The sequence below is a fragment of the Nonomuraea composti genome (genome assembly GCF_012034275.1).
Taxonomy (GTDB): domain Bacteria; phylum Actinomycetota; class Actinomycetes; order Streptosporangiales; family Streptosporangiaceae; genus Nonomuraea; species Nonomuraea composti.
The window spans coordinates 30,626-56,579 of the sequence record NZ_JAATEP010000051.1 but is presented as its reverse complement, the minus strand read 5'-3'; the positions used below and the strand labels follow the sequence as shown (position 1 = coordinate 56,579).

22 protein-coding genes are annotated in these 25,954 nt (G+C 68.4%); 11 read left to right on the top strand and 11 right to left on the bottom strand.

Annotation, left to right across the window (positions count from 1 at the left end):
- Positions 1–307: 307 nt before the first annotated feature.
- The gene (locus HCN51_RS45415) at positions 308–1,084 is read left to right on the top strand and encodes an ABC transporter permease (protein WP_168018131.1); all 777 of its coding nucleotides are present in this window, start codon (positions 308–310) and stop codon (positions 1,082–1,084) included.
- Between the two features lie 508 nt (positions 1,085–1,592).
- On the opposite strand, the gene HCN51_RS45410 is transcribed toward HCN51_RS45415, so the two are convergent.
- The 3 genes from HCN51_RS45410 to HCN51_RS45400 all read right to left on the bottom strand — a co-directional run bounded on the left by HCN51_RS45410 (position 1,593) and on the right by HCN51_RS45400 (position 5,041).
- Positions 1,593–3,278 (bottom strand): ribonuclease J, encoded by a 1,686-nt coding sequence (locus tag HCN51_RS45410; RefSeq protein ID WP_168018130.1) that lies wholly within the window; start codon positions 3,276–3,278, stop codon positions 1,593–1,595.
- Positions 3,279–3,332: 54 nt separating this feature from the next.
- Complete coding sequence (gene dapA / locus HCN51_RS45405) at positions 3,333–4,250, bottom strand: 4-hydroxy-tetrahydrodipicolinate synthase (protein ID WP_168018129.1); 918 nt, start codon at positions 4,248–4,250, stop codon at positions 3,333–3,335.
- Between the two features lie 347 nt (positions 4,251–4,597).
- Positions 4,598–5,041, bottom strand: coding sequence for a GNAT family N-acetyltransferase (locus HCN51_RS45400; RefSeq protein WP_168018128.1), 444 nt, complete (start codon positions 5,039–5,041; stop codon positions 4,598–4,600).
- A gap of 1,347 nt (positions 5,042–6,388) precedes the next feature.
- Between HCN51_RS45400 and HCN51_RS45395 the strand changes: the two genes are divergently transcribed.
- Positions 6,389–7,105, top strand: a complete 717-nt coding sequence (locus HCN51_RS45395) for a GntR family transcriptional regulator (RefSeq protein WP_168018127.1) — start codon at positions 6,389–6,391, stop codon at positions 7,103–7,105.
- Positions 7,106–7,733: 628 nt separating this feature from the next.
- On the opposite strand, the gene HCN51_RS45390 is transcribed toward HCN51_RS45395, so the two are convergent.
- The gene (locus HCN51_RS45390) at positions 7,734–8,072 is read right to left on the bottom strand and encodes an MDR/zinc-dependent alcohol dehydrogenase-like family protein (protein ID WP_168018126.1); all 339 of its coding nucleotides are present in this window, start codon (positions 8,070–8,072) and stop codon (positions 7,734–7,736) included.
- Positions 8,073–8,470: 398 nt separating this feature from the next.
- Here HCN51_RS45390 and HCN51_RS45385 point away from each other — a divergent pair, with 398 nt between their 5' ends.
- The 3 genes from HCN51_RS45385 to HCN51_RS45375 all read left to right on the top strand — a co-directional run bounded on the left by HCN51_RS45385 (position 8,471) and on the right by HCN51_RS45375 (position 12,376).
- Entirely contained in the window at positions 8,471–9,127 is a 657-nt protein-coding gene (locus tag HCN51_RS45385; RefSeq protein ID WP_168018125.1) for a JAB domain-containing protein, read from the top strand.
- 2,216 nt (positions 9,128–11,343) lie between these two features.
- The gene (locus tag HCN51_RS45380) at positions 11,344–11,874 is read left to right on the top strand and encodes a GntR family transcriptional regulator (protein WP_168018149.1); all 531 of its coding nucleotides are present in this window, start codon (positions 11,344–11,346) and stop codon (positions 11,872–11,874) included.
- Between the two features lie 25 nt (positions 11,875–11,899).
- Positions 11,900–12,376: a GntR family transcriptional regulator gene (locus HCN51_RS45375; protein WP_168018124.1), complete on the top strand. Its 477-nt coding sequence runs from the start codon at positions 11,900–11,902 to the stop codon at positions 12,374–12,376.
- 318 nt (positions 12,377–12,694) lie between these two features.
- Here HCN51_RS45375 and HCN51_RS45370 read toward each other — a convergent pair whose 3' ends face one another.
- From HCN51_RS45370 to HCN51_RS45360, 3 genes are all read right to left on the bottom strand, one after another.
- Entirely contained in the window at positions 12,695–13,108 is a 414-nt protein-coding gene (locus HCN51_RS45370) for an ASCH domain-containing protein (protein WP_168018123.1), read from the bottom strand.
- A gap of 14 nt (positions 13,109–13,122) precedes the next feature.
- Entirely contained in the window at positions 13,123–14,145 is a 1,023-nt protein-coding gene (locus HCN51_RS45365; protein WP_168018122.1) for a hypothetical protein, read from the bottom strand.
- A gap of 325 nt (positions 14,146–14,470) precedes the next feature.
- Positions 14,471–15,388, bottom strand: a complete 918-nt coding sequence (locus tag HCN51_RS45360) for a DMT family transporter (protein WP_168018121.1) — start codon at positions 15,386–15,388, stop codon at positions 14,471–14,473.
- On the opposite strand from HCN51_RS45360, the gene HCN51_RS45355 reads away from it, so the two are divergent.
- The 6 genes from HCN51_RS45355 to HCN51_RS58530 all read left to right on the top strand — a co-directional run bounded on the left by HCN51_RS45355 (position 15,387) and on the right by HCN51_RS58530 (position 20,697).
- A complete protein-coding gene (locus tag HCN51_RS45355; protein WP_168018120.1) occupies positions 15,387–16,790 on the top strand; it encodes an aminotransferase-like domain-containing protein in 1,404 nt (467 codons plus the stop codon). The genes HCN51_RS45360 and HCN51_RS45355 overlap by 2 nt on opposite strands.
- A 9-nt stretch (positions 16,791–16,799) precedes the next feature.
- On the top strand, positions 16,800–17,312 hold the full coding sequence (locus tag HCN51_RS45350; protein WP_168018119.1) for a CGNR zinc finger domain-containing protein: 513 nt from the start codon (positions 16,800–16,802) through the stop codon (positions 17,310–17,312).
- Between the two features lie 164 nt (positions 17,313–17,476).
- On the top strand, positions 17,477–17,965 hold the full coding sequence (locus tag HCN51_RS45345; RefSeq protein WP_080042081.1) for a GNAT family N-acetyltransferase: 489 nt from the start codon (positions 17,477–17,479) through the stop codon (positions 17,963–17,965).
- 15 nt (positions 17,966–17,980) lie between these two features.
- Positions 17,981–18,856, top strand: coding sequence for a 1,4-dihydroxy-2-naphthoate polyprenyltransferase (locus HCN51_RS45340; RefSeq protein ID WP_168018117.1), 876 nt, complete (start codon positions 17,981–17,983; stop codon positions 18,854–18,856).
- 67 nt (positions 18,857–18,923) lie between these two features.
- A complete protein-coding gene (locus HCN51_RS45335) occupies positions 18,924–19,922 on the top strand; it encodes an adenosine deaminase (RefSeq protein WP_168018116.1) in 999 nt (332 codons plus the stop codon).
- 55 nt (positions 19,923–19,977) lie between these two features.
- On the top strand, positions 19,978–20,697 hold the full coding sequence (locus HCN51_RS58530; RefSeq protein ID WP_206068633.1) for an ANTAR domain-containing protein: 720 nt from the start codon (positions 19,978–19,980) through the stop codon (positions 20,695–20,697).
- Between the two features lie 29 nt (positions 20,698–20,726).
- On the opposite strand, the gene HCN51_RS45325 is transcribed toward HCN51_RS58530, so the two are convergent.
- The 4 genes from HCN51_RS45325 to HCN51_RS45310 form a co-directional block, all read right to left on the bottom strand.
- A complete protein-coding gene (locus tag HCN51_RS45325) occupies positions 20,727–21,218 on the bottom strand; it encodes a GNAT family N-acetyltransferase (RefSeq protein WP_168018115.1) in 492 nt (163 codons plus the stop codon).
- Between the two features lie 153 nt (positions 21,219–21,371).
- A complete protein-coding gene (gene dapB, locus HCN51_RS45320) occupies positions 21,372–22,109 on the bottom strand; it encodes a 4-hydroxy-tetrahydrodipicolinate reductase (RefSeq protein ID WP_080042086.1) in 738 nt (245 codons plus the stop codon).
- Positions 22,110–22,119: 10 nt separating this feature from the next.
- Positions 22,120–23,430 carry an insulinase family protein gene (locus HCN51_RS45315; RefSeq protein WP_168018114.1) on the bottom strand — a complete coding sequence of 437 codons (1,311 nt, stop codon included), beginning with the start codon at positions 23,428–23,430 and terminating at the stop codon, positions 22,120–22,122.
- Positions 23,427–25,760, bottom strand: a complete 2,334-nt coding sequence (locus HCN51_RS45310; protein ID WP_168018113.1) for a polyribonucleotide nucleotidyltransferase — start codon at positions 25,758–25,760, stop codon at positions 23,427–23,429. Before HCN51_RS45310 ends, HCN51_RS45315 begins: the two co-directional genes overlap by 4 nt.
- Positions 25,761–25,954: the final 194 nt, after the last annotated feature.

Here is a 25,954-nt window from a genome sequence, read left to right as displayed (position 1 = left end):
CCTGGCACACGCAGTTGCACCTCTGCCCGATCACTTCTTCACGTCGCACCACGATCCCCCGCGAATCGTCCGCGCCGACGCCTCCGCGGGCTGTCTCCTCGCTCCTGCTGAACGCGCCCGTCCGCCTCCTGAACCGACCGCTCGAATCTCACCGCACCCCAGCTCAGGACCTGCCCCAGTACGGGACGTGCCCCAGCTCACGACCTGCCCCAGTACAGGACCTGCCCAAGCACACGACGTGCGACGAAGCTTCTCCCTCCACCACAGATGCCCAGGCCACACCCCTCGGCCCGAAAGGACGCCCAGTATGACCGTCCTCACCTCCGAATGGCTGAAGATCCGCTCGGTCCGCTCCACCTACTTGGCACTCGGCATCAGCCTCAGCGCCGTCTTCCTGGGGCTGGCGCTCGCCGCTGCGGCGGCCGGCATGTACGACGCCGCTTCGCCGGAGCAACAGGCACGCGCCAAGATCGCAGATTTGGAGGAGGTGTTCACCATCATCCCTCAGCTCTGCATGGGTGTCCTCGGCACCTTGGTGATCACGTCCGAGTACAGGACGGGCATGATCAGGACAAGCCTGGCCCTCGTTCCGCGTCGCTGGCCCGTCCTCGCCGCCAAGTCCGTGGTCGTCGGCGGGCTGGGCCTGCTCGTAGGGGCGGTGACGGTCTTCGGCTCCTATTTCGCGGCCCGTGTTGTGCTTGGCGACCGTTTCTCGGGTGCCTACACCGGCGCCTTCAGTGACCGGCTGCCGCTTCTGATCGCCTTCAGCCTCACAGTGCCGGTGTTCGCGCTGCTCGGGGTGGGGCTCGGCGCGATTCTACGATCGGTGCCGGGCACGACCGCCATCATCGTCGGCCTCGTCTACGTGTTGCCGATGATCATCGGCAAGATTCCCGAGCCGTGGAGCGAGCGGCTCGGCTCGCTGATGATCGGCGCCCTGCCTCGTGAGATCACCGGCGACACCATCACGACCTCGGTGTACGGCTCACTCCTGTCGCCACCAGCAGCAGCCGCAGTCATGATCGCTTACGCGGCCTTTCCCCTGTGCCTCGCCATCTGGCTGCTACGCAGAAGGGACGCCTGACGTGCGCCCCCGGGAAACCCCAAAGTCGCATCAGTCGCGCGGCGCCACGCCTCCCTTGTGCCCCATCGAGACGTCAACGTGGCATCACTTGCGCGGTGCCACGCCTCCCCCGTTCATCGCGGCGCCGCCATCCGCCTGCGACGAAAACCATGCACAGGCACATGACGGTCATCTCGGATGTGTCCGTCACGCTGTCCGAGCTGTACTCGCCGACGGCCCGGGTCGTGGCGGCGACGGCGGCCCGCATCGTGGCGGCCTCGAACGCGCTCGCACCCATAGCGGTCCAAGCAGCTACAGCCTGCGCCATGGCGGCCCTGGACGCGCCCACGCCATCAGCAGCCCGAGCAGCCACGGCTTCCTTCACCCGGGACCAGCCATCATCGAGTCGCACCCGGTCCGTGAGCCCGGAAGAAGGACACCGTCCGCGGCCCCCGTCGGCGGCCCACAGACATCCGACAGCTCTCCGCAGGTACGGCAGGTCAAAGCACCTGCCGTACCGTCCGGAGGCTCAGACTTCGAGCACCACAGGGATGATCATCGGCCGGCGCCGGTAGGTGTCGCTCACCCAGCGCCCCACCGTACGACGGACGACCCGTCGGATCTCCTGCATGTCGACCACGCCGTCCGCGGCCTTCTCCTGGAGAGCCCGTTCGATCTGCGGGATGAACTCGTCGAACTGGGCGGGATCGATGCCCGACCCCCGAGCATGGATCTCGGGGCCGGCGGTGAGCTTGCCCGTGTTCGAGTCGACCACGACGACCACCGAGATGAAGCCCTCGTCGCCGAGGATCCTGCGGTCCTTCAGGGAGGTGTCGGTGATCTCCCCCACCGACGAGCCGTCGACGTAGACGTACCCGGCGTGGACCGCACCGACGATCCGCGCGCGTCCGTCGACCAGGTCCACCACGACGCCGTCCTCGGCGATCACGATGTGGTCTTCGGGCACGCCGGTGAGGGCGGCCAGCTTGGCGTGGGCGCGGAGGTGGCGCCACTCGCCGTGCACGGGCATGAAGTTCGAGGGGCGCGTCAGGTTGAGTACGTACAGGAGCTCGCCCGCGGCCGCGTGCCCCGAGACGTGCACCTTGGCGTTGCCCTTGTGTACGACCCGGGCACCCCACCTGGTCAGGCCGTTGATGACCTTGTTGACCGCGGTTTCGTTGCCCGGCACGAGCGACGACGCCAGCAGGACGGTGTCGCCTTCGGCGATGCGGATCGGGTGATCGCGATTGGCCATCCTAGACAGCGCCGCCATGGGCTCGCCTTGGGAGCCGGTGCAGATGAGCACCACGTCCTCCGGCGGCCACTCCTCGATGTCGCGCGAGTCGACGATCAGCTCCGGCGGGACCTTCAGGTAGCCGAGGTCGCGGGCCACACCCATGTTCCGCACCATGGACCTGCCCACCAGGGCGACCTTACGGCCGTGCCGGAAGGCCGCGTCGATGACCTGCTGGATGCGGTGGACGTGCGAGGCGAAGCTGGCCACGATGACCCGCTGCTCGGAGGTGCGGATCACCTCGTCGATGACTGGCCCGATCTCCCTTTCGCTGGTGACGAAGCCCGGCACCTCGGCGTTGGTGGAGTCGGACATCAGCAGGTCGACGCCCTCGGTGCCGAGCCTGGCGAAGCCGCCGAGGTCGGTGAGCCGGCCGTCGCTCGGAAGCTGGTCCATCCGGAAGTCGCCGGTGTGCAGGACTATGCCCGCCGGCGTCCGGATGGCGACGGCCAAGGCGTCGGGGATGCTGTGGTTGACCGCGAGAAACTCGCAGTCGAACGGCCCGAATTCGTGCCGTTCGCCCTCGACGACTTCGAGCTTGGTCGGTTGGATCCTGTGCTCGGTGAGCTTGGCCTCTATCAGGGCAAGCGTGAGCTTGGAGCCGATGAGCGGGATATCGCGCCGCTCGCGCAGAAGGTACGGCACCGCCCCGATGTGGTCTTCGTGGGCGTGCGTCAGCACCACGGCTTCGACGTCGTCGAGCCGGTCCCTGATGTATTCGAAGTCAGGCAGGATGAGATCGACACCCGGCTGGTCCGGCTCGGGGAACAGCACCCCGCAGTCGACGACCAGCAGGCGACCGTCATATTCGAAGACGGCCATGTTTCTGCCGATTTCCCCCAGCCCGCCCAGCGCGACGATGCGCAGGCCGCCTTCCGGCAGCGGCGGCGGGGGGCCAAGCTCAGGATGCGGATGGCTCATGCCTGGCCCCCACGGTCAGATCTTGTTCTCAAAACTCCCGGTTCCTCCCCGTTCCTATGCGTCTGTCAACTTCACCCCGCCGGCCACCAGGCAAGCACGCAGCTCGGCGATTTGCTTCTCTGTGGCGTCCACGAGCGGCAGCCGTACCGGACCGACCGGCATTCCCACCATGCTCAGTGCCGCCTTCGCCATGATCGCGCCGCCGGCACGCAGCATGATCCCGTCCACTACTGGGGCCACCTGGCTGTGTACGGCCAGGGCCTGGGCGACGTCGCCATTCTTGTGGAGGTGGATCATGCGGGCCAGCTCGGCGCCCACCACATGTCCGACCACACTCACGAACCCGGCCGCTCCGAGCGAGAGCCAGGCCAGGTTGAGCAGGTCGTCACCGGAGTAGAAGGCGAGATCGGTCGCGGCCATCACCTGGCTCGCCCCGAACAGGTCACCCTTGGCGTCCTTCACGGCCACGATGCGATCGTGCTGCGCCAGCCGGAGCAGGGTCTCTGTCTTGATCGGTACGCCGCTACGTCCGGGAATGTCGTACAGCATCACCGGCAGGTCGGTTGCGTCGGCAACGGCGGTGAAGTGCTGGTACAACCCCTCTTGCGGAGGCTTGTTGTAGTAAGGCGTCACCACCAGCAGGCCGTGCGCACCGGCACGCGCCGCCTGCTTCGCCAGCTCGACGCTATGACGGGTGTCATTGGTGCCGGCCCCCGCCACGACGGCGGCACGATCGCCGACCGCTTCGAGGACGGCGCTGACGATGCGCTGCTTCTCCTCGTCCGAGGTGGTGGGCGACTCCCCGGTCGTCCCGTTGACGATCAGTCCGTCATTGCGCTGCTCGTCCACCAGATAGGTGGCAAGACGTCGCACAGCCGCATAATCGACCTCACCGTCGGAGGTGAACGGCGTGACCATCGCGGTCAGCATACGGCCGAAGGGTGCGTCGGTGGTTCCAGTTGGCGATGCCATAGTGCGAACGCTACCTGGATTCGGAAATCCATTGGACGTCGCCACCCCGCTTCGCCTGCCTGGAGCCGCTCGTTGCCCGCCTCCGGATGCCCGGCTGCGCCCTCTCCCTATACCCGAGGAAGTCCGTACGGATCCTCTCGATGCAGGAGGCGTTGGGTGAGTGAGGGGATGTCTCCGGGCTCAGGATGCTTGGTGTGGCCGAAGCGACGGAATTTGTTGTCGCCAAGGTCACACCGACCACTACGGGTGCGACATGAAGGCTGCCGAAGCCCGCCGGGTTGCGTCCGTACTGGATGCGCAACGGGAAGCAGTCCTCGGCGTCCAGGAGCAGTCCCTGATGCGGCCAATTATGGCAGTTCGATCTGGTACCGGATGAAGCCACGGTTCTCGGCAACTTTGTCGTACAGGTGCCGGGCTGTGCTGTTCGACTCGTGGGTGTTCCAGTACACGCGAGAGCAGCCGCGTTCCCGAGCCCAGTCCGTCACGGCGGCGATCAATGCGCGGCCCACGCCCTTGCCTCGCCCGCCGGGAGCCGTGAACAGGTCCTGCAGGTAGCAGACTTCGGTGTCGGGCGCCGACGTGCTTCCGTGGGTCAGGAAATGCGTGATGCCCACCAGCTGGCCGTCCAGCCTGGCCGCCAAGGCGTGCAGGCGGGTGTCTGCCTGGAACTCCTGCCACGCCCGGTCGTACATCTCGTCCGGCTCGGTGCGCTCGTAGAAGTCGATGTACGCGCGGAACAAGCTCTCCCATGCGTTCCGGTCGGACGGGAGGAGCTTGCCGATCTCGATCATGTTGTCCCTCTTGGTGGTGCAGCCCGGCGCGATCCGGGACGCGTGAGGTGGGCCGGTTGGGTGACGGATGTTCGATGTCACAACGTAGGGGGAGCCGGCTGGCCGAGGTACGGCCACTCGGCTGCGATACCAGGTGACCACTTGGTGCTTGCCGAAGTGGGGGGCGGAATTGAGCACAGGCGGTTGTCGCGCGAGGGCAAGGATGGCGCGAATTCGGCTCGGCCTTGCACAGGGCGGCGACCACGGGAAGGCGACGGCTGGAGATCACGGTAGGCGGTTCGAGCTCCTAACTGCACAAAGCGCGGTTGTGGGCGAGGGGATGTGGAAGGAACTGCGGGGACGTGTTGCTGCATGCGAGTGACGCGACGGAGCCGTAGTAGGCCACGGAGCCCTGGTACCGACGGAGCCCTGGTATGCAACGAAGCCGTGGTACGTGACGGAGCGGCGGTACTCGACGGAGCCGTGGTACGCGACGAAGTCCTCGGACATTACGAGCAGGTGCGGCGTGCGCGAGCAACGGTGTGCCGAAGCGACTGGTGCGTGACGGCGTAGTGAAGACGTCCCCGATAGCTGGGATGTGATCAACAGTGGGACGAGACGAGTGCTGGCTGAGCAGTGATCGTGGCGTGATCAAAGATGAAGACGTGACCAGGGGCGTGGCGCGCGAGAGTCGACGGGGGCGTACCCCACCAGTTGGTGCCGTGACGAAGCAGCAGGGCGTACTCCCCAAGTGGTCGGGGCATGACGGAGCGGCAGCGCGCATTCAAGCGGGGCGGCATAACGGAGCGGCAGGACGTAACCAGCGGTGGCGGCATGAGGAAGCGGCAGGACGCAGCCAGCGGTGGCGGCATGACGAAGTGGCAGGGCGTACCTAAGCGGTGGGCATGAAGAAGCGGCGCAGCCCGCCCGGGGCGGGGCGTAAGCAGGAGGGGGCGGGACGGAGCAAGCCTGGGTGACGGAGCTTGGAGGCGCGGTGGGGCGGCGGGACGTGAGAGGGTGGAGGTGCGGCAGAGCTCGGTCGGGATGAGCGGGGAAGAGCCGGCGTCCCCTTTGAAAGGCCCGCGGATTCGTCCCTCGAACCCGGTGCCGACCTCGGGGTTCATGACCACCACAGGTGGCGGCTCGCGACGGCGGACATGGAAGAGGTCGCCGATATGTGCTCGGGGGTACACACATCGACGACCTCTACCGGAGAATCGCGACCTCTTACATCCGCGTTACAAGGTTTCTCCGATAATTTTCCGCTGCCGCAAAGTTGGGGCTCCATCTGTCATCGATGACGGTCGGTTACCTGCCGAATACGGCAACATGGGGCAACGCCTCACACGAACCCCCAGGGATGGACTAGTGGCCACCTCAGATCCGGTCTACCTGCGTGTCGTCGAAGACATCCGGCGACAGATCACCGACGGCACCCTTCCCCCCGGCGCGCCTATCCCCTCGCGCGCGCAGCTGACCCGCAAGTATCAGGTCGGTGAGACCGCCGCCCGTCACGCACTACGCGTGCTCGCGGGCGAGGGCCTCATCATCGGCCGCGTGGGCTCGGGCCATTACGTCAGGGAACGCCCCGACCTAACACCTCTGCACCGATGGCGTTTCCTCGACCACCCTGCCCCGTTCGCCGCCGACCTCCAATCCCAAGGCAGGCGAGTTACATGGGACTGGCACAGCGAGCCCACCGAAGCGGGCCCCGACATCGGCAGACGGCTGCGACTGCCCGAGTCGGCGACGCTGACCAAGACGCATTACGTCTTCCGTGGGGATGGCAGGCCGCTCCAGCTCGCCACGTCGTATGAGCTGCGCGAGTTCACGCCTCATACGGAAGAGGAACGGCGGAGTCTGGTCGCGCGCATGTACGCGCACGGCATAAAGATCACCGAGATCGTCGAGAGCGTTCATACCCGCATCCCCCGGCCGGTCGAGAGCGATGCGCTGGACCTGGCGGCGGGGGTTCATGTTCTTCATGTGGAACGTACCCATTGGGCGGGCGACCGCCCGGTGGAGACCAGCGACATCGTGATCCCGGGCGACCGGTTCCGGATCATGTACAGCATGCCCGTTTAGGGCGGGAAGCTCCGGGTGAGCACCATCTTGCCCGGAGCTTCCCGACCTGACGAGTTCGTGCCGTCTCCTCACGCCTCGGCCGGACGGTCACAACGCCGAACGTGCGGCCGCGCTTCCCAGCATCAACATGACAGAGCCAGGCACGGTGGTGATCAAGGAAGGATGGCCGAGGTCAAGCAAAAGGTGCTCGTACCCTCAGTGCGCCCCTCTCTGGTCGGACTTGACGCTGGCCCACCTCCTCGGCCCGTCCTCGCCGCATCGCGCGATGGGCACGCGGGCGCGGCTCCGCCTCCCCACGAATGACGAAGCCGACCTCGCCGGGCCGCCGTCTCACCAATGACGAAGCCGACCTCATCGGCCCGCCGCCATACGCGGCGACGGTAGGTAATCGACGTGACACCGCCTCGTCCCGCATAACTCAAGGGGTCGGTTCGTCCGGCATCGTGACGACGGCCTTCCCACGGCTACGCGCGCGAGCGGATTCCCGATATGCCTGGGCACTGTCGTCGAAATCGATAGCGGCGAGTGTGGGATCAGCCAGAGTGCCGCCGATTGCTCGAGTGGTAATTGGGCCTCTTTGGTGAGCTTCAGCGTGCTCATCACCACGGCGACCGCGAGGTCGGTCCGCTCAAAGGCTGAGGACGCCGGCATGCCGGGCGTGGTGATGAGCAGGCGCCCGCCGGGGCCGGACGGCTCTGAACGGTGTGATCAGTTCGTCGCCCTTGAGAGAGGGGTCGATGATCGCGTCAACGCCTCCCGAGGAGCGGCGTAAGCACTCCTCGATGGTGTCGGCGTCGCGATAGTTGACAATCCCTCCGACCCAGAGATCTCGGACGTACGCCTCGTACTTGGACAAAGCGGTCGCGACGACGTGGATGCGTCCAGACAGCAGGAGCACCGCAACGCTGCCGATGCCTCCGCTGACGAGCACCTTCTCCCGGCACGAATCGCGCCCTTCCTCGATCAACGCCAGCCCCGGTCACACCGGTGCCCCAGAGGATGGCAACGCATTCGGCGCTGAGACCGTCCGGCTGTTTCGCGAGGAAGTTGCCCGCCGTGAACCCCAGCGCCCGTGGTGACGGCGGAGATGCCCATGCCTGCCGCGAACGACGGCGGCGCTCCGAACCCCTCTGCGAACCCCGCAGCACCCGGCCCCAGCTCAGTTACCGTGCCGGCGGAGTCGGCGCCGGAGGCATACGGAGAGTCCAAGGGATCAGGTCTCGAACCGTTCCGGGGACGGATAGCGAGGCGTGGGAGTCGAAAATCGCACGCATACGAACGCGTAAGGGGCGACCAGGGTTCACCGCGAATGCGCAGGTCAGGGATTGTCGGTGCGGGTTGATACAACGGTTGCGGAGGTTGCCGATGCGAGTCAAAGACCTGTCCGAACGTGACCGGCCGCGCGAACGGCTCATGTCCAGCGGTGCCGCCGCCCTGGCGGATCGGGAGCTGCTGGCCGTGCTGCTCGGCTCGGGGTTCCGTGGGGCGAGCGCCCTCGACCTGGCCACACAGGTGATCGAGGCTTGTGGAGACCTCGACGGCCTCAGCCGTTCCGACCCGCATCGGTTACTCACGATGCGTGGCATCGGCCCGGCCAAGGCCGCGCGCGTGGCTGCGGCCTTCCATCTCGTACGCCGTGCTGAGTCGGGGCCCGAGCCCGAACGCATCACCAGCACGTCCGACCTGGCGCACGCGTGTGCCCCGTTGCTCCGCGACCGGAAGCACGAGCGGCTGGTCATGGTGGCGTGCGACACCCGCGGACGCATCCTGAAGCGGGCGGTGCTGACCGAGGGCGGGAGCGATCACACCGTGATGCCCGTCCGCGAGGTCATCACCGAGGTGCTCACCGCGGGCGGCGCGATGTTCGGGCTTGCCCACAATCATCCCGGCGGCTCGCTCGACCCCAGCCAGGAAGACCTTGAGGCCACCGCCAGGCTTCTCGAGGCCGCACAGACTGTCGAATTGCGGCTACTGGATCACCTTATTATCGCGGACGAGTCGTGGAGGAGGATTCCCCTGTAAATCGTTTCCACGCCGGACCATGAGTGCAGCATCCCGCAAAAGGCATCATCCCCCTTATAGCGCCGAACAGCAGTTTTCCAAGGGACGACCATGAGAACCTAATGGCGCGGGTAGGCCGTACGGACGTCAGCCGGCCACTACTCGTCATGACGTGGCCCCATGTCTCGTGGACGCAAGGGGCCACGTCCATGGTCTCGCGCAGGTCAGGGCGCGGCCCATGCCCAAGTGAGGGCTGTGGGCAGGCGCGTCGCCCTTGGCCTGCGCGAACGCGGTGCACCGCCAGTGGTTGCCCTGTTCGTGGTTTCGCCAGCGATGTCCGGTCCGCATCTAGCGGTGGCGGTGGCTCGAACAGGGCGGTCGGTGCACCTTGTCGCCGGACGGGGGCGCAACACCCGTCCGGCGGCATCGCGTTCACTCCTCCGCAATGGCTTTCCCACAAAAGTCGGAGCCACCGGTCATGAAACTCTTCACTGCGCGGGGTTCAGGCGGCAGAATGTTGTGTGCGGCCATCGCGCTCGGCGTCCTCCAGAACTGCGTATTCGGAGGGCCGCGATGGCCGTCACCAATCTTTCCAGCTGACAATCTTTTCGTTTCGTGCCTATTCGGCCATTTCGTTCATGCTTGGGTCGTTGAGTTCACGACATCATCCTCGAATGGCATCGGATGTCGGTAGGTCATCCTTTGAGGCTTACGTTCTGGCGTTTGCGAGGCGTGGCGTTATGCGAGGGTTGCGGCTTGGCCGGGCATGCGCAGGCATCTTTTTGGCTGTTCATCATGCCGATCTGCTGCGGCGGGCTCCGCGGGGGCGTCAAACTTAGGTCTGCGGCCACCGCCGTTCTTCTTCACCATGAATCGTTGCTTTGAAGGGGGATGCGCGGTGGCCGCCCAAGGCGAGGCCAAGGCATGGCCCGTTCTACCCCGCCAGCCTGGTTTGGCGCCCATGGGCGCATGCGGCCCGGAATGTGGTGTTGCTCGGAAATGCCAGGGTCATTGGCGACATTTGGGTGCGACGGGTGAATGGTGACGGCCATCGCGTTTCCCTTCGAGGGCCAAGTCGAGATCGAAGGGAACGTTCCGCGATGGCCGCAGGAACGATTGTGGCGCTTGAGCACAGTGCGGGTATAGGTCATCGGTATCGGGTACTCCGACTTTCGCGACAGTGGCGGGTCGGGGCTCGCGCTACTCGGTGCAACTGGTGACAGAGCAGGCTGGGATGCGGGTTCTGAGGAACTGGTGCATGGCACAGGGCTGCTGAAGGGCCGGCTCGGACGGGACGGCAAGTCAGGCAAGGGGCCGACTCAGGCAGGAGGCTGGCCAGGCAGGAAGCGGCCCAGGCACGAGGCAGCCCAGACAGGAAGCGGCCCAGGCACGAGGCGACCCAGACGGAGCAGCTGGGGCAGGGCCAGGTCGTCGGGGGGAAGAGCCGCGCAGGAGGACCTGCTCGGCGGCAGGCCTATCTCGACCGAGGCCCGCTCGGGACAGAGCTAAGCGGGCAAGGCCATCTCGGGCGAGCCGTTCGGGGCGGGTGGGCTGGGCCGGTTCGGCGCAGGTGCGCCATGCGAAGCGGTGGCACGCCCTGACCCCAGGGGGCAGGACTGGTCGGATACGGAAGGCCCGTCATGCGTCAGGCCCGCTCCGATGGGACGACTGCTCGGGCGCAAGCCCCGCTTCAGTACAGGAAGGGCTCGGGGTCCAAGCCCGCTCCGGCGCAGGATCGGGTCAGGCACAGGGTCGCTCCGGGGCAGGACCGGTCGAGTCAGGGGCCGATCAGGTACAAGCCCGTTCTGGTGCAAGGCCGGTCGGATCCAAGCCCGCTCCGGGCAGGATCGGTCGAGTCAGGGGCCGGTCGGGTGCAGGGCCGCTCGGGTGCAGAAGCCGATCAGGTGCAAGCTCGTTTTGGTGGAGGGCCCGGTCGGGAGCGGGAAGGGAAGACCGGCACAGGGATCGGCCCGTGTGGGTGGGGCGGGTGTCCGTGTAGGGCCGACCCGGACGTAAGACATGTCGGGTGCGGGCGAGGGGACAGTGGCGGGTCGGCTGTGGCGTGATGCGGGCGGGCGAGGGCTTGGGGTGGGCCGGCGTGGGTGGGGTTTGGTCGTAGCCGGGAGCACCTGGGAAGGCGACGGGATGCGTTGTGGTGTTCGCAGGCGGGCGTAGGGGGTGCGGCTCTCGACTAGCTGCTGTATCTGCTTGCCTTTATGGACGTTTGCTGCGTGGGCATGGACGTCTTTGCCTATGATCGGAGCGTGTTGGATCGTGAAAACCCCAGGTCTCTCTTCGAGCAGGTCGCCGACGTCATCCGCGATCAGATCGTGCGCGGCGAGCTCCGTGCCGGTGATCTCGTGCCCAGTGAGGCGACTCTCCAGCGGACGTACCGGATCAGCCGGACGACAGCCCGGCGGGCGATCCGGGTGCTGCGGAGTCAGGGTCTGGTGCACACGATCACGGCGGAGGGCACCTATGTGGGGCCTCCTGGGACGCCTCGGTCCAGCAGGACGCTGTTCAAATACCAGAGGGTCGCCGCGGACATCGTCACACGTATCGTGGGTGGTGATATCCCTCCGAGGGGGGCCATTCCCGGAGAGAACTCGTTGATGCGACAATACGGTGTCGCGAGGGAGACCGTGCGGCATGCGCTGGCGTATCTCAGGGAGTCGGGGTGGGTGGTCACGGTAGCGTATGGGGGCACATATGTGGTCGACCGTGAAGAATGGCCCATAAATAAGAGATCTTATTTTCCCTTCCGTTGACCTCACCATTGGATACCCTTAGGACGTGCTGAATCGCGAGGGTGACACCTATCTATATCTCCAGATCAGCGAGGTCCTCAGGTCGCGTATCACCACCGAGCTCTCGCCCGGAGATCCCGTGATCAGCGAGGCGGAGATCCAGCGGGAGTTCAAGGTCGCGCGTACGACGGCGCGGCGGGCGATCCGGGTGCTGCGGAATCAGGGGTTGGTTCACACGCGGCAAGGAGAAGGGACGTTCGTCAACGATCCCACACTTGCGGGGTCCTCCGGGCGGTTGGCGCCGTTCTACCGGCACATCGCGGGGGAAATGCGGGAGCGGATCAAGCGGCGTGAGTTCATGTCACGGCAGCAGATTCCGAGCGAGGTGGAACTGGTGCGGCAGTATGGCGCGGCGCGTGAGACCGTGCGGCGTGCCATCGCGTTGCTGCGGGAAGAGGGGTGGGTGTACAGCATTCCGCATCGAGGGAGCTATGTCTCGCCTGAGGAGCAGTGGCCGGTTTGAGGAGGAGGGCGGTCGTCGCCGTTCCCTTTCCGGGGCTCCGTTCTTCTTCCCGGGGCTCCGTTCTTCTTCCCGATGTTCCGTCTCTTTCCGGGGCTCCGTTCCTTTCCGGGGCTCCGTTCCTTTCCGGGGCTCCGCTCCCTTTCCGGACTCCGTTCTTCTTCCCGGGGCTCCGTTCCTTCCCGGGGCTTGGGTGGGTGATGCCTCCGTGGCACTCGGGTGAGGGCGTGTGTAGGAGCGAGAGGATGTCCTGTCCCCATGATCGTCAGATGACGCCTCCGCTGGCTTGGCGGTGGTGACGGTCCGTGGGTCTGGCGCTGGTCAGGGGGTGGTGGGTGCTGGTGGGATCAGGGTGAACCAGAGGCAGACCACCGTTGTGTCGGCCTTGACCTCGTAGCCGAGGCCCGCCCAGTACCGTCGATGCGTCTCCTGCCAGTCTTCCGTTGAGGTGAAGCCCTCGCCCTCCGCCTTCGCGAACTCCCAGCTGACCTGCGCGAACGGTGTCAGCTCTACGCGCGTTACGCGGATCTCGCCGACTCGGGCGCCGGTGTCGTCCACGAGGACGAGGTGCTCGCCGACGTGCTCGACCTCCTCGCCTTCCGCCTCGTAGTCCAGGGGCAGCAGGCCGGCCGTGGCCGTCTTGGTGCCCGCGAGCACCAGGTCGGTGAGCTCGGTACGGAGTTTGCCGGGGGTGCCGAGTTCGAGGACCCTGAGTCCGTCGATGCGTGGCCACATGCCGGCCATGCTAGTCAGAAGACCGGGATGATCTCCTCGGGGTCGATGAAGTCGACGTGCACCCCTTCCAGGTTCAGCTCGGGGATGGCGGGGAAGGCGATGCCCCAGCGCTCGACGATGGCGCGGATGTGGGCCATCGCCATGCGCCAGTTCTGTGCCTGTTCCTTGCTCGACAGCACGCCGAGGCCCGCCTGCCTGGCGAGGTCCATGAGGACGAGGTGGTTGTCGAGGAAGTACGGCGGCAATTCCCAGAAGCCTTCCGGCGGCTCCCAGAGGATCATGCTGAGGAAGACGAAACCGGCCCTGAGCTGGCGGGTGATGAGGGCGCGGGTCTCGTCGGTGAGGCCCGGCCATTCGTTCTCCAGAATGGTCATGCAGATCTGCAGGTGGCGCGCCTCGTCGCGGCCGATCCGCTTGAACATCTCGCTGAAGACGGGATGCTTCGTGCCCGACGACATGCCCCTGAACAGCGTCGAGGCGGCCATCTCGCCCATCATGAAGCTGGTGAACAGCACGGGCAGCGAGTATCTGCCGACGGCCGAGGTGTAGCCGTTCCAGTAGCGGCCGCCGTTGTGGTAGAGCCAGCCGATGTTGTTGTGGGCGGCCGATTCGAGGTCGTCGGAAGGGGTCCAGTCGAGCGGGCCGCCCGGCCAGAGCTTGGCGATGGTGCGCTGGCAGCACTCCTCGTGGTTCATCTCGTCGCGGGTGATCGAGAAGAAGCACTTCCTGACGGGGTCCTCTTCGTGTTTCTCGAACGCCTGAATGGTCGCGCGGGCGAACACCGCCGGGCCGGAGGCGTCGAAGTTGGCCAGCACCGCGAACCAGTACATGATGCCCAGGCGCTGCTCCCTGGTGAAGTCGGCCGGGTCGAGGCCGTCCCAGGGCAGGTCGGCCGGGTTCCAGAGCTCGCGCTTGGACTTCTCGTAGATGGCGGCGAGTTTCTCCGTCTCCACGTGCCATTCCATCGGGTAGATATTGGGCTGCGGGATCTCCGGCGCGGGCCAGAAACCGCCCTCTGGGATCGTGAGGTCCGCCATGGTTGTGACACCTCCCTCTGCCATCCTGCGGGGCGGCGTCACGGCTTTCAAGTACAAGCGCGGGCGTCCCGGCGATGAGTCAAGCCAGGGTGTACAAGGTATGCGTCAAGTGCGGCTCACTGGTGACAGCTGAGCGCCGGTCTTCGCGGGCATGGTGGACGGTGCTCTCCTCACGTGAAGAGCTCCGATCTTCGCGGGGCTCCCCTCACCTACGAGCGCGCCGCTGCGATGACCCAGCCCCGCCCTCACGCACGAGCGCGCCGCTGCGATGGCCCAGCCCCGTCCTCACGCACGAGCGCGCCGCTGCGATGGCCCAGCCCCGTCCTCACGTACGCGCGCGTTGGGTGATGGCGACGCACACCAGGACGGCCAGCGCCGCCACCACCGTGGAGGCCCCGAACCGCTCCCCCATCAACCCCCACGCCCACACCAGCGTCAGCAGGGGCTGGGTGAGCTGGGTCTGGCCGGCTCGGGCGATGCCGCCCCTGGCCAGGCCGGCGTACCAGGGGATGAAGCCGACGAACATCGAGATCACCGACACGTAGGCGAAGCCCGCCAGGGACTCGCCCGTGAAGGTGATGGGGGTGGTGGCGGCGAGGGCGGCCGTCACGGGGAGCGTCAGCGGGAGGGAGAGGACGAGGGCGTGGGAGATGACCCGCCAGCCGGGCGTGTGCTTGGCGAGGCGGCCGCCCTCGGTGTAGCCGATCGCGGCCGAGAGGAGGGCGCCGAGGAGGAGCAGGTCGGGCCAGGAGGGGCGGCCGTGGTGCTGGATGAGGGTGAACGCGGTGATGGCGGCGGCGCCGGCCGTGCAGCCGGCCCAGAAGAGGGGGCGGGGGCGTTCGCCGGCGCGCAGGACGGCGCAGGCGGCGGTGGCGGCCGGGAGGAGGCCGATGACGACGGCGGAGTGGGCGGTGCTGGCGCCCAGGTGGAGGGCGAGGCCGCTGAAGACGGGGAAGCCGACGACGACGCCGAGGACGATGAGCGCGTAGGCGGGCCACTGCGATCGGGGCGGGAGGAGGGCGTGGCCGGCGGCCTTGAGGCAGATGAGGGCGATGGCGCCGGCCACGGCGGCCCGGCCGACGGCCACGAGCCAGGGGTCGAGGCCGCGCATCGCGTACACGGTGGCCGGCATGGAGCCCGAGAACGACAGGACGCCGAGGAACGCCAGCCACGTGCCACGGCCGCCGAGGGTCGGCGGGACCGCTACTCCCCTGGCGACAGTAGCGCTATTCTCAACTTTCATGAACAACGATAGCAGTATCGCCCAGATCGCCGCGATACTGCGCGAAGAGGCCGATCGGCTCGGACCGGGGGCGCGGCTGCCGTCCAGCCGGGAGATCATGCGCCGCCACAACGTCAGCCCCGTCACCGTCTCCCGGGCCATCGGGCAGCTCGCGGCGGAGGGGCGGGTGGTGTCGAGGCCGGGCAGCGGGGCGTTCGTGGCGCGGCGGGCCGGTGACGCGGCGCAGGACGCGCCCGACCTGTCCTGGCAGACGGTGGCCCTGGGCGACCGGGTGGTGGACGAGGGGCCCGTGTCGGCGCTGCTGGGCGCGGCGCCCGAGGGGGTGGTGCCGCTGACCGGCGGTTACCTGCGGCCGGGGCTGCGCCCGGACAAGCAGCTCGCGGCGGCCGCGGCACGGGCCGTGCGCCGGCCGGACGCCTGGGCGATGCCGCCTCTGACGGGCCTGCGGGAGCTGCGGCGGTGGTTCGCGACGCAGGCGGGCAGCGACGTGACCGAGGCCGACGCGCTCATCGTGAGCGGCGGGCAGGCGGCGCTCACGCACGCGTTCAGGGCCCTCGCGGCCCCGGGGACGCCCATCCTGGTGGAGACGCCGACGTATCCGGGCGCGTTGTCGGCGGCGAAGGCGGCCGGGCTGCGGGCCACGGCCGTGCCGATGGACCGCGAGGGCGTGCGGCCGGACCTGCTGGCCGAGGCGTTCGCGGTCACGGGGGCGCGGGTGTTCTTCTGCCAGCCCACGCTGCACAACCCCACCGGCGCCACGCTGCCGCCGCAGCGCAGGCGGCAGGTGCTGGAGGTGGCGCGGGCGGCGGGCGCGTTCGTGGTGGAGGACGACTTCGCCCGGTACCTGACCGCGCAGCCGCCCCCGTCCCTGGCCTCCATGGACCGGCACGGCACGGTGGTGCACATCGTCTCGCTGACGAAGATCCTGTCGCCGAGCATGCGGGTGGCGGCGGTCATCGCGCGCGGGCCGGCCGCGCACCGGCTGCGGGCGAGCCAGCTCGTGGAGTCGTTCTTCGTCGCCCGGCCCTTGCAGGAGACGGCGCTGGAGTTCGTGGGGTCGCCGGCGTGGCGGCGGCACCTCGCGGCCGTGCACGCGGAGATCGCGACCCGCCGGGACGCGCTCGCGGCGGCCCTCGCCGAGCTGCTGCCGGAGGCCGAGCCGCACCTGCTGCCCGCGGGTGGCATGCATCTGTGGGTACGCCTGCCCGCCTCCGTGGACGAAACCGCGCTGACGGAGGCCGCCCGGCGGACCGGGGTGCTGATCAGCCCCGGCCGGCTGTACTACGCGGCCGAGCCGCCGGGCCCCAGGATCCGGGTCACGCACATGGCCGCCGCGCACCTGACGGAGCTGCGGGAGGGAGTCAGGAGGCTGGCTGAAGCGATGACGATCATCGGACAGTAGAGTGACGGCATGCCGTTCCCCGCGGAGCTCGTACGAGACTTCGTGAACACGTTCGACGTCGAAGCCCAAGCGGACGAGCTGTCCTCCCCCGCCGAGCTGGCCGTGTGGCTGCGCGAGCACGACCTCGCAGGCCCGCGCGACCGCGCCACCGACGACGACCTCCAGATCGCGCACGCCCTGCGCGAGGGCCTGCGGGCCGCGCTCAGGCAGGAGCGGGCCGGCCTGCCGGAGCTGCCGCTGAAGGTCGAGGTCGGAAATCAGGGGCCCGAGCTGGTCCCGGCCGTGCCGGGGGTGCGTGGCGGGCTGGCGCGGATCGCGGCGGCGGCGTTGAGCGCGGACTGGGATCGGCTGAAGGTGTGCGCGGAGGGAACCTGTCAGTGGGCGTTCATCGACCTGTCGAAGAACCGTTCCCGCTCGTGGTGTTCCATGCGGGTATGCGGCAACCGCACCAAGACACGGGCTTACCGGGCGAGGAAGCGGGGTTCGCGTCGTCTCCAAGGCTCAAACACCGATACGGTGTAACTCGTGCCTTGTGGCATGAACGGCAGGCGAAGGAGCGGGCCGAGATGGCAGACGTAGGCGTCCGGGCGGCCCGGCGCGAGGATGTGCTCCAGGTTGCGAATTGTCAGATCCGCGCCTGGCGCTACGGCTATCGGGATTTCCTGCCCGAGGGCCCACTCGAGCAGATGACTGGCGCGGCGGCCGAGAAGATGTGGCTGCGCCAGTGGGACGAGGCGATCGTCGCCCCGCCCAGCCCCATGCACCGGGTGCTGGTGGCGGTGGAGACCATCCTCGACACCGAGGGTTTTCCCGCCCTCGGCGCGGGCGGCAGCGCCGCCCTGGTCACACCCCGCGGCGGGGAGCGCGTGGTCGGGCTGGTCTCGCACGCGCCCGCCGAGGACCCCGATCTCGACCCCGGGCGGGTGGCCGAGATGCTGACGCTGCTGGTCGACCCCGACTTCGTCCGCCGGGGGCACGGCAGCCGCCTGCTCAACGCCACCGTCGACTACATGCGGGAAGACGGCTTCCGTCAGATCGTCACCTGGGTGTTCGCGGAGAACTACGCGATGCTCGGCTTCCTGGAGTCGGCGGGCTGGGGCGAGGACATGGCCGAGCGCGTCCTCGACATGGGCCGGCCGGTCCGGATGATCAGGCTCACGACCGACATCAGCTAGAGGTAGAACGACAACATGGCAACTCCCGCGCAGTGGATCGCCGGAGCCCGCCCGCGCACGCTGCCCAACGCCGTCGTGCCCGTCATGGTGGGCACCGGCGTGGCGATCGGCGAAGGCGGCTTCGTGTGGTGGCGGGCGGTCCTGGCACTGCTCGTGGCGCTGTCGCTGCAGATCGGCGTCAACTACGCCAACGACTACAGCGACGGCATCCGGGGCACCGACGACCAGCGGGTCGGCCCGATGCGGCTGGTCGGCTCGCGCGCGGCCACGCCGCGCGAGGTGCTGGCGGCGGCGCTGGGCTGCTTCGCGCTGGCCGCCGTGCTCGGCCTGATCCTGGTGCTGGTCACGCGGGCGTGGTGGGTGCTGCTGGTGGGCGCGGCGGCGATCGCGGCCGCGTGGTTCTACACCGGCGGCAAGCATCCGTACGGCTACCGCGGCCTGGGCGAGGTGGCCGTGTTCGTGTTCTTCGGGATCGTGCCCGTGGTCGGCACGGCGTACGTGCAGACGGAGCACCTGAGCTGGGCGGCGCTGTTCGCGTCGATCCCGGTGGGGCTGCTGTCGTGCTCGATGCTGGTGGTCAACAACCTGCGTGACGTCGGCACCGACGGCCGCTCGGGCAAGCGCACGCTGGCGGTGCTGCTGGGGGCCGAGCGCACGCGTACGCTGTACGTGGCCTGCCAGGTGGTGCCGTTCGTGGTGGCGCTGGCGATGGTGCCGATCACGCCGTGGGCGGCGCTGGTGCTGCTGGCGGTGCCGCTGGCGATCGGCCCCATCAGGGCGGTGCTGGGCAAGGCCGTGGGGCCGGCGCTGATCGCGGTGCTGCAGCAGACGGGCAAGCTGCAGATGGCGTACGGGGCGCTGTTCGCGGTGGGGCTGGCCATCGTCTTCTGAGCTTCTCAGGGCCATCGTCTTCTGAGCTTCTCAGGGCCATCGGCTTCTGAGCTTCTAAGGTGGGACGGTGAAGGATTTCATCGCCGGGCTGCCGAAGTGCGAGCTGCACCTGCACATCGAGGGCACGCTGGAGCCCGAGCTCAAGTTCGAGCTGGCCGCGCGCAACGGCATCGAGCTGCCGTACGCGAGCGTGGCGGAGATGCGCGCCGCCTACACCTTCGACAGCCTGTCCTCGTTCCTGACGATCTACTACGAGGGCATGAAGGTGCTGCGCACCGAGCCCGACTTCTACGACCTGGCCATGGCCTACCTGCGCAAGGCCGCGGAGCAGAACGTCCGTTATGCCGAGATTTTCTTCGACCCGCAGGCGCACACCTCGCGCGGCGTGCCGTTCGACGTGGTGATCAGGGGGCTGCGGCGGGCGCTCATGGACGCGCACGCCCAGCTCGGGGTGCGGGCCCAGCTCATCATGTGCTTCCTGCGCGACTTCCAGGCCGAGTACGCGATGGCGACGCTGCTGGAGTCGCTGCCGTACAAGGAGTGGATCGCGGGGGTCGGGCTCGACTCCGACGAGAGGGGCAACCCGCCGCGCAAGTTCGCGGCCGTCTACGAGCGGGCCCGGCAGGAGGGCTACCTGCTGACCATGCACTGCGACGTCGACCAGGACGACGCGGTCGAGCACATCCGCCAGGCCATCGAGGAGATCGGTGTCGACCGCATCGACCACGGCGTCAACATCCTGGAGGACCAGCGGCTGGTCGAGGTGGTGCTGGCGCGCGGCATGGGGCTGACGTGCTGCCCGATCTCCAACGGCTACGTCACCGACTCGATGAAGGCCGAGGGCATCCGCAAGCTGATGGACCTGGGCGTGCGGGTGACGATCAACTCCGACGACCCCGCCTACTTCGACGGCTACGTCCAGGAGAACCTCGTCGCCCTGCACGACGCGCTGCAGCTCACCCGCGAGGAGCTGGCGCAGCTTCAGCGCAACGCCTTCGAGATCACCTGGTTGCCCAGGCACCTCAAGGATGCCTATCTGGCCGAGATCGACGCTTACGTCTCGTGACTGCGTCGCGGAGCGGCTAGCCTGGAAGGACTCCAAGCCATCGCGAGGGATCCTGGTGAACCGGCCGAGTCTGCCCACGGACATCGAGGAGTTCGAACGGGCGCTCACTGACTGTGTCACCATCGCCGCGCAGGCGATGCCCGATCGTGCGATGCTCAGCATCGCCCTGTGCGGGGATGACGACTTCCGTACCGTGGCCTGCTCGCACGCGCGGGCCGAGCTGCTCGACGGGCTGCAGCAGGCCACCGGGCAGGGGCCGGTGCTCGACGCGCTCGACACCGGCAAGGCGGTCACGGTCCTCGATCTGGCCACCGACTCGCGGTGGCCGCATTTCGTCTCGGGGGCTCCCGAGGTTCGCGGGGTGCACTGCGAGCCGCTGGAGTTCGAGAGCGTGCTGCTCGGCGTGCTCACCGTCTACACGGGCGACGCCGAGGGGCTGCCGGAGCAGGCGTGGGTGGCACTGCGGGTCACGGCCGCGCACGTGCCCGTGCTGTTCCGTACGTCGCTCGACGTGGCCCGGCTGCGGGAGGTGGAGGCGCAGCTCAAGGAGGCGCTGAACACGCGGGCGATCATCGATCAGGCGCTCGGCATCGTCATGGTGCAGCGGCGGTGCACGGCGCGGGAGGCGTTCGACATCCTGCGGCGGGTCTCGCAGGACAGGAACGTCAAGCTGCACCAGCTCGCCGCCTCGATCGTGGAGAAGGTCACCGGCCGGCCGCCGCAGCGCTCCCGCTTCGAGGAGCCGCCGCGGCGCGTCTCCGGCCGCCGGCCCTGAACGCCCCCTGCGCCGCGCTCAGAACGCCGCTAGAGCCCTTTTCCGCGCCGCCGGACCATGACGACCCGGGGCGCGACCTCGATGCCCAGCTCGCGCTCCCGGCGTACCAGCTCCCGCAACTGCGGCCCCCACTCCTGCTCGGGCATGACGGTGAAGCCGTGCCGCTCGTACCAGGGGGCGTTCCACGGCACGTCGCGAAAGGTCGTCAGCGTCACGGCCGGCGCCCCCGCCGCGGCGGCGTGGTCGATGACGGCGGCCATCAGCCGCCCGCCGATCCCCTGCCGCATCCGGTCGGGCCGGACGGCGAGCTGTTCGAGATGCAGGTTCCCGTCGACCCAGCCGATCAGCGCGAACCCGTCGGGCGGTGTCCCCTCGACCAGCACCACCCCGGGGTCGGACACCTCTTCGATCTGCGTGGTGCCGGGCGGGAAGACGATGCCCACCTGCTCGAAGAGCCCGTCGGCGGCCACCTCGACGGCGGCCAGCCCGGGCAGCTCACTTTTCTCGGCCCATCGCACCATGGCGACACGATCTCATGTTTCGGGCTGATCTCGCCGCTCGTATTAGGGTTGATGATCGTAGGCCCGGCTGTGCGGAGCCGGGACCCTCTCCTCACGACGTGCCCACGCCCGCGCGGGTGTGGGCACGTCGTGTGCGTTGTCACCCGTCACGGGTCACAGGTCGAGCAGCGGCTCCAGGCCGATGGTGAGGCCGGGCAGCTCGCGCACCCGGCGCACGCCGAGCAGCACGCCCGGCGTGAACGCGGCCCTGCTCATCGTGTCGTGCCTGATCGTGAGCGTCTCGCCGTCGCCGCCGAGCAGCACCTCCTGGTGCGCGATGAGCCCCGACAGGCGCACCGCGTGCACGTGGACGCCGCCGACGTCGGCCCCGCGCGCGCCGTCGAGCGCCGTGCTCGTGGCGTCGGGCATCGCGGCGAGCCCCGCCTTCGCGCGGGCCTCGGAGACCAGCTCGGCCGTGCGGCGGGCGGTGCCCGACGGCGCGTCGGCCTTGTTGGGGTGGTGCAGCTCGACGATCTCGACGGACTCGAAGTAGCGGGCGGCCTGCTGCGCGAAGTGCATCATGAGCACCGCCGCGATGCCGAAGTTGGGGGCGATGAGGCAGTGGGTGCCGGGGTTGGCCGCCAGCCACCCGCGTACGGCCTCCAGCCGCCCCTCGTCGAACCCGGTGGTGCCCACGACGGGGTGGATGCCGTGACCGATCATCCATTCGAGGTTGCCCATGACCACATCGGGATGGGTGAAGTCGACCACCACCTCGGCGCCCTGGAGCCCCTCGATGGGGTCGTCCTTGTCGAGCGCGGCCACCAGCTCCATGTCGGTGGCCGCCTCGACCGCTTTGCACACCTCGACGCCCACGCGCCCTCGGGCGCCGAGCACACCTACCCTGATCACGCGCCCAACTCTAGCGAACGGCGTCGCTGAAGTCCTTGTCGCCGTACGGGCCGATCACGGCGAGCGTGAGCGGCCGGTTGAGGACGTCGCGCGCCACCTCGGAGATCTCGTCGGGCGTGACGGACTCGATGCGCGAGAGCACCTCGTCGACCGACATGAGCTCGTCGTAGACCAGCTCGTTCTTGCCGATGCGGGACATGCGCGAGCCGGTGTCCTCCAGGCCGAGCACGAGCCCGCCGCGCATCTGCCCCTTGCCCCGCATGATCTCGTCGGCGCTGAGGCCCTCCGTCACCACCCTGGACACCTCGTCGCGGCAGATCTTGAGCACGTCGTCGATCTTCGAGGGCAGGCAGCCCACGTAGATGCCGAACTGCCCGGTGTCGGCGTAGGCCGAGGTGTAGCTGTAGGCGGAGTAGGCCAGGCCGCGCTTCTCCCGGATCTCCTGGAAGAGCCTGGACGACATGCCGCCGCCCAGCGCGGCGTTGAGCACGCCGAGCGCGAACCTGCGGTCGTCGGTGCGGGGCAGGCCGGTCGTGCCGAGCACGAGGTTGGCCTGCTCCGTGGGCCGGTCGAGGACCGCGACGCCGGAACGGGTCTCGGCGCCGGGGCCGCTGGTGCGCGGCGGCGCGAACTCGGCGGGGCCGTTCAGGGCGCCCGCCCGCTCGTACGCCCGCGCGACCAGCTCCACGACCTCCTCGTGCCGCACGTTGCCCGCGACGGACACGACGGTGGCACGGGGCCGGTAGTAGCGGTGGTAGTACTCGGCGATGCGGTCACGCCCGAGGGCGTTGATCGATTCGACCGTTCCCAGGATGGGCCGGCCGATCGGCGAGTCACCGTAGAGGGCGGCCGCGAACTGCTCGTGCACCACGTCGGACGGATCGTCGTCGTGCATGGCGATCTCTTCGAGGATCACGCCCCGCTCCGACTCGACGTCCTGCTCGGTGACCAGCGAGCTGGTCACGACGTCGGCGAGCACGTCGACCGCGATCGGCAGGTCCTCGTCGAGGACCCGCGCGTAGTAGCAGGTGTACTCCTTGGCGGTGAAGGCGTTGATCTCACCGCCGATGCCCTCGATCGAGGCGGAGATCTCCATCGCGTCGCGCGTGGGCGTGCCCTTGAACAGCAGGTGCTCAAGGAAATGGGTGGCCCCCATGTGCTCGGGGGCCTCGTCACGCGAGCCGATGCCGACCCACATGCCGACCGCGACGCTCCGCACGGTCGGCATGGTCTCGGTCACCACGCGCAGCCCACCCGGGAGGACGGTGCGCCTTACCACCCCGGCTCCGTCCTTGCCGGGGTGCAGCGTGGTCGTCGTCACGAGTTCCGGTCGTCTCCTTCGGAGCTGCCGCGGGTGCGCACCCGGGTGCGGGTGCGGCGGGGCCGCTCGGGCTTGTCCTCGGCGGCGGCGGAACCCTCGGCGGGCTGGTCGGGAGCCTCGGCGGGAGCGTCGTCCCCCTTGGCCTCCTTCTCGGCCGCTTCCTTCTCGATGACCTCGACGGGCACCAGCGAGAGCTTGCCGCGGCCGTCGATCTCGGCGATCTCGACCTGGATCTTCTCGCCGACGCTCATGACGTCCTCGACGTTCTCGATGCGCTTGCCGCCGTGCAGCTTGCGGATCTGGGAGACGTGCAGCAGGCCGTCCTTGCCGGGCATGAGCGAGACGAACGCGCCGAAGGCGGCGATCTTGACGACCGTGCCCAGGTAACGCTCGCCCACCTCGGGCATGTGCGGGTTGGCGATCGCGTTGATCGCGGAGCGGGCGGCCTCGGCGGAGGGCCCGTCGGTGGCGCCGATGTAGATCGTGCCGTCGTCCTCGATGGTGATCTCGGCGCCCGTGTCGTCCTGGATCTGGTTGATCATCTTGCCCTTCGGGCCGATGACCTCGCCGATCTTGTCGACCGGGACCTTGATCGTGATGATCCGCGGCGCCGTCGGGTTCATCTCCGCCGGGGAGTCGATGGCCTCCTGCATCACGTCGAGGATCGCCAGGCGGGCGCCCTTGGCCTGCTTGAGCGCGGCGGCCAGCACGCTGGCGGGGATGCCGTCGAGCTTGGTGTCGAGCTGCAGGGCGGTGATGACGTCCTTGGTGCCGGCGACCTTGAAGTCCATGTCGCCCATGGCGTCCTCGGCGCCGAGGATGTCGGTCAGCGTGACGTAGGTGTCACCCTCACCGATCAGGCCCATCGCGATGCCCGCGACCATCTCCTTGAGCGGCACACCGGCGTCGAGCAGCGCCATCGTGGAGGCGCAGACCGAGCCCATCGAGGTGGAGCCGTTGGAGCCGAGGGCCTCGGAGACCTGCCGGATCGCGTACGGGAACTCCTCGCGCGAGGGCAGCACCGGGATCAGCGCCCGCTCGGCCAGCGCGCCGTGGCCGATCTCGCGCCGCTTCGGCGAGCCGACGCGGCCGGTCTCACCGGTGGAGTAGGGCGGGAAGTTGTAGTTGTGCATGTAGCGCTTGGTCCGCTCGGGGTTGAGCGTGTCGATGACCTGCTCCATGCGCAGCATGTTGAGGGTGGTGATGCCCAGGATCTGGGTCTCGCCGCGCTCGAACAGCGCCGAGCCGTGCACCCGGGGCACCACGTGCACCTCGGCCGACAGGGCGCGGATGTCCTTCGTGCCGCGGCCGTCGATGCGGATGCCCTCGTTGATGACCCGCTCGCGCATGAGCTTCTTCATGACCGAGCGGAACGCGGCGGAAATCTCCTTCTCGCGCCCTTCGAACTCGGGCAGGAGCTTCTCGGCGGCCAGCGCCTTGACCTTCTCCAGCTCGTTCTCGCGCTCCTGCTTGCCGGCGATGGTGAGCGCGGCGGCCAGCTCGGTCTTGATCGCGGCCTCGACGGCGGCGTAGACGTCTTCCTGGTAGTCGAGGAAGACCGGGTACTCGGCCGTCTCCTTGGCCGCGACTCTCGCGATGCGCGACTGCGCCTCGCACAGCACCTTGATGAACGGCTTGGCCGCCTCGAGACCCTGCGCGACCGTCTCCTCGGTGGGAGCGACGGCGCCCTCGGCGACCAGCTTCAGCGTGTCCTTGGTGGACTCGGCCTCGACCATCATGATCGCGACGTCGCCGTCGTCGAGCACGCGGCCCGCCACGACCATGTCGAACGTGGCCCGCTCAAGCTCGGGGTGCGTCGGGAAGGCCACCCACTGGCCGTCGATCAGCGCCACCCGCACGCCGCCGATCGGCCCCGAGAAGGGCAGGCCGGCGAGCTGCGTGGACAGCGACGCGGCGTTGATGGCGACAACGTCGTAGAGGTGGTCGGGGTTGAGCGCCATGACGGTCGCCACGACCTGCACCTCGTTGCGCAGGCCCTTGACGAACGACGGGCGCAGCGGCCGGTCGATCAGGCGGCAGGTGAGGATGGCGTCCTCGGAGGGACGGCCCTCACGGCGGAAGAACGAGCCGGGGATGCGCCCGGCGGCGTACATGCGCTCCTCGACGTCCACCGTCAGCGGGAAGAAGTCGAACTGCTCCTTGGGAGTCTTCGACGCGGTGGTCGCCGACAGCACCATCGTGTCGTTGTCGAGATAGGCGACGGCCGAGCCGGCCGCCTGACGCGCGAGCCGACCGGTCTCGAACCGGATCGTGCGCGTGCCGAAAGAGCCGTTGTCTATGACGGCTTCAGCAGTGTGGACACCCTCCACGGGGGACCTCCTTGTGGTCGGTCTCCCGCGCCCTTTTTCTCACCGGCACCCTCGTTAGGTGCAGCGCCGGTCTTCGATCGAAGCGCCCGGTCAAGTGCGTTCTTACCGGAAGCCACTACCGAGGACCGGCCCGCAGGCGTCGCGGGTCGCATGGTGCTGAACGGACGCGGGGGCTGTGTGTCTCGGATCTTCAG